The sequence below is a fragment of the Alteromonas sp. BZK5 genome (genome assembly GCF_014349115.1).
Lineage (GTDB): Bacteria > Pseudomonadota > Gammaproteobacteria > Enterobacterales > Alteromonadaceae > Alteromonas > Alteromonas macleodii.
The window spans coordinates 32,940-40,245 of record NZ_JACSOE010000042.1; the positions used below are offsets into that span (position 1 = coordinate 32,940).

Annotated in this window: 6 protein-coding genes; all 6 read left to right on the forward strand. The window is 46.7% G+C overall.

What is annotated here, in order from left to right; genetic code table 11:
- Positions 1-4: 4 nt before the first annotated feature.
- The 6 genes from BIZ39_RS12970 (at position 5) to BIZ39_RS12995 (ending at position 7,243) form a co-directional block, all read left to right on the forward strand.
- Positions 5-1,273 carry a pyridoxal-phosphate-dependent aminotransferase family protein gene (locus BIZ39_RS12970; protein ID WP_187447183.1) on the forward strand — a complete coding sequence of 423 codons (1,269 nt, stop codon included), beginning with the start codon at positions 5-7 and terminating at the stop codon, positions 1,271-1,273.
- The gene (locus tag BIZ39_RS12975; protein ID WP_187447184.1) at positions 1,266-2,510 is read left to right on the forward strand and encodes an allantoate amidohydrolase; all 1,245 of its coding nucleotides are present in this window, start codon (positions 1,266-1,268) and stop codon (positions 2,508-2,510) included. The genes BIZ39_RS12970 and BIZ39_RS12975 overlap by 8 nt, the downstream gene beginning before the upstream one ends.
- Positions 2,511-2,546: 36 nt before the next feature.
- Complete coding sequence (locus BIZ39_RS12980) at positions 2,547-2,912, forward strand: AraC family ligand binding domain-containing protein (protein ID WP_014976207.1); 366 nt, start codon at positions 2,547-2,549, stop codon at positions 2,910-2,912.
- Positions 2,913-3,128: 216 nt separating this feature from the next.
- Entirely contained in the window at positions 3,129-3,512 is a 384-nt protein-coding gene (locus BIZ39_RS12985) for a hypothetical protein (RefSeq protein ID WP_262385762.1), read from the forward strand.
- Entirely contained in the window at positions 3,472-5,049 is a 1,578-nt protein-coding gene (locus BIZ39_RS12990; protein WP_187447185.1) for a uracil-xanthine permease family protein, read from the forward strand. The genes BIZ39_RS12985 and BIZ39_RS12990 overlap by 41 nt, the downstream gene beginning before the upstream one ends.
- Positions 5,050-5,290: 241 nt before the next feature.
- Positions 5,291-7,243, forward strand: a complete 1,953-nt coding sequence (locus tag BIZ39_RS12995) for a TonB-dependent siderophore receptor (protein WP_410369563.1) — start codon at positions 5,291-5,293, stop codon at positions 7,241-7,243.
- The last annotated feature ends 63 nt before the right edge of the window (positions 7,244-7,306 follow it).

A 7,306-nucleotide genomic window follows, 5' to 3' on the forward strand; every position in this document is an offset into this window, starting at 1 on the left:
CCACATGTCTAAAGAAGCTTCTAACAGAACGTTTGCTCCACTATCCCCGCCGCCTCGCTTGCTAATGGGCCCGGGCCCAATTAACTGCTACCCCCGTGTGTTAAGCGCCATGTCTACCCAGTTAGTAGGTCAATATGACCCTGTAATGACTGGCTACATGAACGAGGTGATGCAACTTTACCGCGATGTTTTCAATACGAAAAACCAGCAAACTTTTTTGGTTGACGGTACGTCGCGCGCTGGAATTGAAGCTGTATTGGTGTCGGCAATTGAGCCAGGCGATAAAGTCCTCGTGCCTATCTTCGGGCGTTTTGGGCATTTGCTTGCTGAAATTGCAGAGCGCGCCGACGCTGAAGTTCACACCATTGAAGTGCCGTGGGGCGAAGTGTTTTCACCTGAACAGATTGAAAAGGCGATAAAAGACGTAAAACCAAAACTGCTTGCCATTGTTCAAGGGGATACGTCCACCACCATGCTGCAGCCGCTTGCAGAAATTGGCGCGATTTGTGAAGCAAACGATGTGTTGTTTTACTGCGATGCAACAGCGTCAGTAGGTGGGAACCCGCTAGACGTTGATGCATGGAAATTAGATGCGGTGTCAGTTGGCCTGCAAAAGTGCTTAGGAGGCCCATCAGGCAGTGCTCCTATTACACTAAGCGACAAGTTTGTTAAAACCGTGCGTACCCGTCACCACGTTGAAGCCGGCATTCGCGATGCTCACCATGAAGCTGCGCGTGGCCCTAAAATTCGTTCTAACTACTTCGACTTGCCCATGATCATGGATTATTGGGGCGAAGAGCGACTAAATCACCACACCGAAGCGGCCAGTATGCTTTATTGCGCCCGTGAATGCGCGCGCCTGCATTTAGAAGAAGGCCAGCAGAACGTGATTGCTCGTCACAAAGTAGCGGGCGACGCCATGCTAGCCGGCATTCAGGCCATGGGACTTGAGCCCTTTGGCGATCTGAAACACAAAATGTACAACGTTGTAGGTGTTCATATTCCCGAGGGTGTTCATGGCGAAGAGGTACGCGAAACCTTGCTTCTGCGTTTTAACATTGAAATAGGCACTAGCTTTGGTCCGCTGAAAGGAAAAATTTGGCGCATTGGCACTATGGGCTATAACGCCAGAGAAGATGCCGTGTTACATACCCTTCAGTCCCTTGAAACTGTGCTTCGTATGCAAGGGTTTGCGCTACCTGCCGGTAAAGGGGTAGATGCTGCGCTTAGCGTTTATGCTAAGGCTAAAGCGGCGGGAGTCACCAATGGGTGAATTCGCAGAATTTGCTGAATTGGCTACGCAAGTTATGGCAAGGTGCGAAACATTAGGCACCTTAAGCCAGGACCCAGCCTGTTTAGACAGGCGCTATTTGACCGAACAACACAAGCTTGCAAATCAACTCGCCTCAGGGTGGATGATTGAAGCCGGAATGACCACCTGGCAAGACGCCGTTGGCAATATATGGGGGCGCTATACATCAAGCGTGCCCAACGCACCGCGATTAATTCTAGGCAGCCACCTCGACACTGTGCCTAACGGCGGAAAGTACGACGGCATGCTAGGCGTGGTCGCCGCTATTTCGCTGGTCGCTATGTTTGATGGCACGCAAACCAAGTTCCCTTTTCATATCGATATTGTGGGTTTTTGTGATGAAGAAGGCACGCGATTTGGCACCACCCTTTTAGGAAGCCGCGCGCTCACCGGTAAGTGGCAAGAGCAATGGCGTCATTTAAAAGATGAAAATGGCGTGAACTTAGAGCAAGCCATGGCGAACTTCGGCCTTAATTTCGACGCAGTAAACAGTGCCGCTATTTCCCGTACCGACATTCTGGGCTACATAGAACTTCACATTGAACAAGGCCCTGTTTTAGAGCAAGAAAATCTGCCTGTTGGCGTTGTCAGTGCTATTGCTGGTGCAAAACGTTTTAATTTTTCAGTAGAAGGCATGGCGGGTCACGCTGGCACTGTGCCGATGTCTATGCGCAAAGACGCGCTGTGCGCAAGTGCAGAGATGCTATTGGCTGTAGAGAGCATAAGCTTGCAGCGTCCGGGCGTTGTAGCCACGGTAGGTAAAATTGAGAATGCGCCAAACGGCGTTAACGTCATTTCTGGTCGCACACGTTTTTCTCTCGATATCAGAAGCGAAGATGATGAATTGCGAGATTCTGTCTTGGCAGAAATATTGCAAAAGTTTGATGCCATTGCGCATGCAAGACAAATAACGCTAACACAGGAGCAAACCCACAGCGCGCCCGCGGTACATTGCGATAGCCAGCTGAAAGAAGCACTCGTTCAGGGGGTAGAAGAAAGCGGGATTAAGCCAAGAGTCCTTGCCTCGGGAGCAGGTCATGACGCTATGGCTATTGCTGATATTTGCCCTGTGGCCATGTTGTTCACACGTTGTAAGGGCGGAATAAGTCACCACCCTGCAGAATCTATTACCATTGATGACGTGGCCGCCAGTTTGTCAGTACTTTATAAAACCATTAGCAAGCTCAAGCATACGTAGTGGTCAAATCAGTAAAGTTTTAATGAAGGGTTAATAATGAAAATAACAAGGATTTACAACGATGAAGCAGGCAAAAGTCATTTTGGCGAAGTGGAGATTGCGCTAAAAGACGGCGGTCCTATCGGTATGCTTTCAGAGAAATTCGGTGCAGATAAAATAATTTTTCGCGAAACGCCCGCAGATTATGATTTTAAGTGGCATCCAGCGCCGGCGCGACAACTCCTTTTCATTATTAAAGGGCGTGCTGAATTTACGGTGTCTAACGGTGAACGTCATGTGTTTGGAGCAGGTGACGTACTATTGCTAGAAGACACAGAAGGCGAAGGCCATTGTTCCCGCGCAATGTACAATGAAGTCCGCCACTCAATTTTTGTGACGTTAGATGAAGGCGTAGTCCTATAAAACGACCGTTCGCACTGCTCTGAAAAAATGCGCTAATTTAGCGCATTTTTTTGTTTAGGCACCAAAATGGGGCTTACGAATTGCCTAATTATTTGCACCTGACCCAAATTCACATAAAAAGCACTTTAAAACAATAACTTAAAAACACATTACCAAGCAGACCAACTGGTCAATATCTTGCAACCATAGAGCAACTATTGCTAAGAAAAATTGCTCATGTCATTTGTTGTACGAACCCTGTTCATTTTGTCTTTATCCTTTGTTGGTCTTTATTCCGCCGCAAACCCCTTTCCTACTGAAGAAGACGCAAACAATTGGTTTAAGCAATATACACAGTCATTGACCGACTCACAGACCTATCAACTACTTAAACAGTTTCCAAAAGGCGGTGACTTGCACCATCACTTATCAGGCTCGGCGTACGGCAAATGGTGGTATGAGCTAGCAACTAATCAAGCGCTAAACGGCGGCTATCAGTACTTCACTAAGATAAATCATAGCGAGTGTGACTCGGCGCCGTCTCCGTCTTCGCCAATTAAGGAAATAACAAGGAATAACCATGTCTTCAAATCACAGCGAACTACTTTACGATTTACATGATAGTCCGGCATTTCTTCCTTCACTTACCGCGGCATTTCAGCATTTACTTGCAAGCTTTGTCGGTGTCATTACCCCGACTCTTATTGTTACATCAACACTGGGCCTTACTGAATACACGCCTTATCTTATCAGTATGGCCTTGTTTGTAAGCGGCTTAGGCACGGCAATTCAAACAAAGCGTATAGGCCCAGTAGGCAGTGGATTGGTAGCCATCCAAGGTACCAGTTTTGCGTTTATTAGCGCATTGATACTGGCAGGAAATCAGGTCAAGGCGGATGGAGGAACATCCGAAGATGTCTTGTCTTTGTTGTTTGGATTAACTATGGCGGGTGCCATGGTCGAAGTGGTGTTTAGTCTATTTGTACATAAGCTCAAACGTATCATTACACCATTAACTACAGGAATTGTAATAACTGCTATTGGGCTAAGCTTGATAAACGTAGGCATGACTGATCTTGCGGGAGGCTTTCACGCCGCTGACTTCGCCAGCACAGAAAACTTAGCCGTCGGCCTAGGCGTGTTGCTCATCATTGTTTTCTTGAACGCCTCAACAAATCATTGGCTGCGTTTAAGCGCCATCTTTATTGGTATGGCGATTGGCGCAACCTATGTTGGCATTACAAAAGGATTAGATTTCAGCGGCCTTGCTTCGCTTTCCGTCGTAGCGATCCCCACCCCTTTTGCCTTTGGCATTGCATTTGATATCACTCTCTTTTTACCTATCGCGCTCATCTATTTGTTTAGTGCAATAGAAACGGCCGGCGACTTAACCGCAAATAGTCTTTTCTGCAAGCAGCCTGTGAGCGGTCCGATTTATCTTGCAAGAGTGAAAGGCGGGATTTTGGGCGACGGCGTTAATTCGTTACTTGCTGGCATGTTCAACACCTTTCCAAATACTACATTTGGCCAGAATAACGGGGTTATCCAATTAACCGGCATCGCCAGCCGTAAGGTCGGCTTTTTTGTTGCAGCGCTATTCGTTGCTATTGGGTTCTTCCCCATTGTAGGTGGTGTGCTGCAGGCTATTCCCAAGCCAGTTCTTGGCGGTGCTACTCTGGTTATGTTTGCCATGGTGGCCGTGGGCGGTTTAAAGCTATTAGCCAGCTACGCGCTTGATAGGCGCAGTAGTTTGGTGACAGCGTGTGCGCTAGGTATGGCGATTGGTGTAATGATGGTACCAGAAGCCCTTTCTGAATTGCCTTCATGGCTTGAAAATATCTTACTTTCCCCAGTAACCTCGGCCGGCCTTACCGCCGTCATCCTTGATTTAACCTTACCTGGAAAAAAGCCCCTTGCTTCCCCACACGCTAGTGCACAAAAAATTGAAAGCAGCACTGGCGTTGCTCAGGACACCCCTGCTTACGAGCTTATTCACAACCCAAAGCCAGAAGGTAACCGTAGGGCGCCGAAAGCACTCAATGAAAAAGCCGTTGTAAACCATGAGGTTGTTAAGCACTCAGCTCACTCGACACACATTTTAAGTATAGACGGACAACCGGGCGTAACCTCTGCTCTTTTTAGTGCAAAAGCTCGCTAAAAATCACCTTATAAGTGCATGCATTTATGCGATTGAGTTTATTTACATAAAAACAACAATATAAGAACAACATTATATATTTTTATCCCTATAATTCAGCAACTTAAGAGAAGGTTAAAAGTTGACCAACTGGACAAGTAGTTGGCACTCATCCTGCTAACTCTCTTGCCAATAACAAAACGCATATAAAAATGCGTGAAAAGAGCCCTAAAAAGGGGCAACTAAAAATAACGAGGAAACCATGAAAAACACTACATTCAATTTATCTCCTCTAGCAAAAGCTTTTGCAATGACTACCGCGGTCGCGCTATCGTCGCAAGCTTTTGCTCAAGAAGAGACAGAGGTTAAAGAAAAAGATGTTGAAAAAATTCAGGTAACAGGATCCCTTGGGAGCCTTCCTGGCCAAGACGTTGAGTCAGTTTTTGGCTTTGGCAAATCTATTCTCGAAACGCCTCGCTCAGCGTCCACGATTTCTCAAGAGCAAATGGAGCGCTTCAACGTTTCAGACATTGATGAACTCGTCGCGTTCGCACCAGGTACATTCACACAGTCGTTCTTCGGTGTTGCAGGCTCTCTGGATGTGCGGGGCACGCCCGGGGAAACTTACTTCCGCGGTGTTAAGCGCTTAGACAACCCAGGTAACTACCCTACGCCTATTGGCGCGTCCAGCCGAATCGACATCGTTCGTGGTCCGGCATCACCTATTTACGGCCCATCAAAAATTGGTGGTTATCTGAACTTTAATCCCAAGTCTGCCCGTGCGTCATCGGGGCAGTATTTAGATGCACCAACAGGCGCGTTGTCTTACACAACGGGGTCGTGGAACAAGAGCATTTTAACCGCAGAAGTTGGCGGACCGACTAGTGTTGCCGGTAAAGAAATGGGCTATTACATATACGGTGAGCTAGAAAACTCTGACAGTTACTACGACAATACCCAGACTGATCAAACCGTACTTCAAGCATCATTTAATATCGATATTACCGATAACCTTCGTTTCGAATTTGGTGGTATGTACCACGACTACGATGGTAACCAAGTGGCCGGCTGGAACCGATTAACTCAGGAGTTAGTTGACGACGGAACCTATATTACAGGTACGGCTCAACCATTAGATACGGACGGCGACGGTCAAATCAGTCACGAAGAATATGCTGAAGTCGCCGACTTGATTTCACCGTTTATTTTCACGCCAGCTGTCCCATTAGATTCGGTTACAGGCGACTTTTTCGATCCTCTAATGGCATTACAAAACCCAGGTACTACGACCTTAAGTGGTAGCCAAACTTTGGTAGCACCTGATGACCAACTTGGTAACGAAGCCATAACGCTCTACTTCGACACCATTTACTACACGGATAATTGGGAAATTCGCAACCAGCTTTTCTATGATGCATACGACAACATAAACGAAAATGCTTATGGCTTCTCACAATTCCATGACAGCTGGGTTATAGAAGACAAACTAATTTTTGCGACAGAATATGAGAACGACGGACTATTAGCGCAATTTCAATTTTCTCCATCTGTGCGCTATACCGACTTTGAGCACGGCGATGACTTCACTTACGAGTTCTTTAATCGTCGCGACCTAACCATGCCGTCTTCAGCGCTCGATCGCCGCCTTTTGTCTACCCGCTCGGGTAAAAACTACGACAACTATGACGTAGGTAATTACTTAGACTTAGGCATTGCTGCAATGACCGATTTAACTTGGGACTGGGGTTTAAACTTAGTACTAGGTTTACGATACGACACTATTGATATTGAAAGCACATCGCGCACGGATTTACTTCTGGGTGCTACTGGAGATGAAACACCAGTTTATGCTGAAGAAACCGTAGATGGATGGTCTTGGAACGCTAGTATTTCATATGAATTTGAATTTGGCCTTATTCCTTATATCACTGCAGCAGAGCAAGCTACCCTTGTTGCAGGCCAGGGCGCCGAGATTGGTGTTGGCCAACTCAATCAACCTAGTGGTGGTGGTGCATTCGACACGTCTGAGCTGATGGAATACGGTATTAAAGGTTCTCTCGTTGACGATACACTCTATTTTGCCCTTTCATTCTTTGAGCAAGAGCGTACCGACTTCAATACTCAGAATACGGTTACCAACAACACAACCAATAACGAAGGCACCGAATTTGAACTTCGTTTGACGTGGTCAACCAAAATTGACCAACCCAGTTAAGCTACTTTTTTCAATTTCTTCATGTCCGCCTCATATTGATTTGGACTTCTGTAATCTAGATAC

What these genes read in the sequence shown, in the direction of transcription:
- BIZ39_RS12970 (WP_187447183.1), top strand. Translation starts at nt 5, where the DNA reads ATGTCTAAAGAAGCTTCTAACAGAACGTTTGCTCCACTATCCCCGCCG.
- BIZ39_RS12975 (WP_187447184.1), top strand. Translation starts at nt 1,266, where the DNA reads ATGGGTGAATTCGCAGAATTTGCTGAATTGGCTACGCAAGTTATGGCA.
- BIZ39_RS12980 (WP_014976207.1), top strand. Translation starts at nt 2,547, where the DNA reads ATGAAAATAACAAGGATTTACAACGATGAAGCAGGCAAAAGTCATTTT.
- BIZ39_RS12985 (WP_262385762.1), top strand. Translation starts at nt 3,129, where the DNA reads ATGTCATTTGTTGTACGAACCCTGTTCATTTTGTCTTTATCCTTTGTT.
- BIZ39_RS12990 (WP_187447185.1), top strand. Translation starts at nt 3,472, where the DNA reads ATGTCTTCAAATCACAGCGAACTACTTTACGATTTACATGATAGTCCG.
- BIZ39_RS12995 (WP_410369563.1), top strand. Translation starts at nt 5,291, where the DNA reads ATGAAAAACACTACATTCAATTTATCTCCTCTAGCAAAAGCTTTTGCA.